The organism is Vibrio sp. Vb0598 (assembly GCF_033338935.1).
Classification (GTDB): Bacteria; Pseudomonadota; Gammaproteobacteria; order Enterobacterales; family Vibrionaceae; genus Vibrio; species Vibrio alginolyticus.
In genome coordinates this window covers 1-1,004 of record NZ_JAWOTP010000335.1, presented here as the reverse complement: position 1 = coordinate 1,004, position 1,004 = coordinate 1, and the positions used below count along the sequence as shown (strand labels likewise).

Sequence of the window (1,004 nt, the reverse complement as noted above, 5' to 3'; positions counted from 1 at the left end):
CCATTCACTCTAGGTGCGAACATCGGTACATGTATCACTGCGCTACTTGCAGCTACCGCAGTATCTGGTGAGTTTGCTGTGTTTGCTCTTCAGATTGCGCTAGTACACTTAACCTTTAATATTTTGGCGACACTGTTTATCTTTGGTATTCCGTTCTTACGTGAAATCCCAGTAAAAGGCGCTGAAATGATTTCAGAGCTTGCTATCAAAAACAAAGCCGTTGTGGGTGGCTACCTGATGTCTGTATTCATCATTCTGCCAGGCGCAATCCTTGCTCTGACAACCTGATAATACCAACCATCGCTTATTGTTTAAGGCTCCACGTTGTGGGGCCTTTTTTGTATCTGTAACCATGATGCAAAAATAAGAGCTGATGTAACTCCGATTGAGACTGAGAAATATTTGTTGTTCAAACCAAACACTCAATGATAATTTGGCTCCACCTCTTTCAATACAATCACCGTTAGTCAAAAGTACAGAGACGGTCATATACACAATGGATAACGGCTCTTGCCTCCCATAGTTGTCTTCGATGACTGACAGGTACTCTGCGCGTTGTTGAAAAAGGTCTTACCTTCACATGGAGTTGAACGACATGGCTCAGTTTAATGAACCAATTTCTAGCCAGCTATTAGCAATAGATGAAAACCTCACTCAGTTAGTCACTGATATTGATATTCTTAGCAGCGTAAACCCGCTTAATTACGCCCAAGAGCGAGAAAGGTTCATCAGTAATAAGTACTCGCAAGAACCTAACTTTCAGTACCAGAAAGCGCCTCTTGACACTCATCAGTCAAAACGCCGTTTGTACGAATTGCCTTTGGAACACATCGAAGATGCTCAGTTACAAAAGCTTTATGAGGATGTCATTCAGTCTTACGCCGACAAACTTGATCAAGTCAACACCATAGGTACGCAAGAGTTCCTATACAACTCTCTGCGCTATTACGGTGAGCCAAGTGCGAAAGACATTGCTAACGCACATTTCATTTTGCATCTGCCGA

General features: G+C 42.6%; 1 protein-coding gene and 1 pseudogene. Both read left to right on the top strand.

Features of this window, described 5'->3' with window-relative positions; genetic code table 11:
• Positions 1-288 (top strand): annotated as a pseudogene (locus R7Q38_RS25110) (Na/Pi cotransporter family protein); the annotation flags it as partial.
• A 307-nt stretch (positions 289-595) separates the two neighbouring features.
• On the top strand, positions 596-1,004 hold a 409-nt coding region (locus tag R7Q38_RS25105), incomplete at its 3' end, for a tyrosine/phenylalanine carboxypeptidase domain-containing protein (RefSeq protein WP_411913414.1).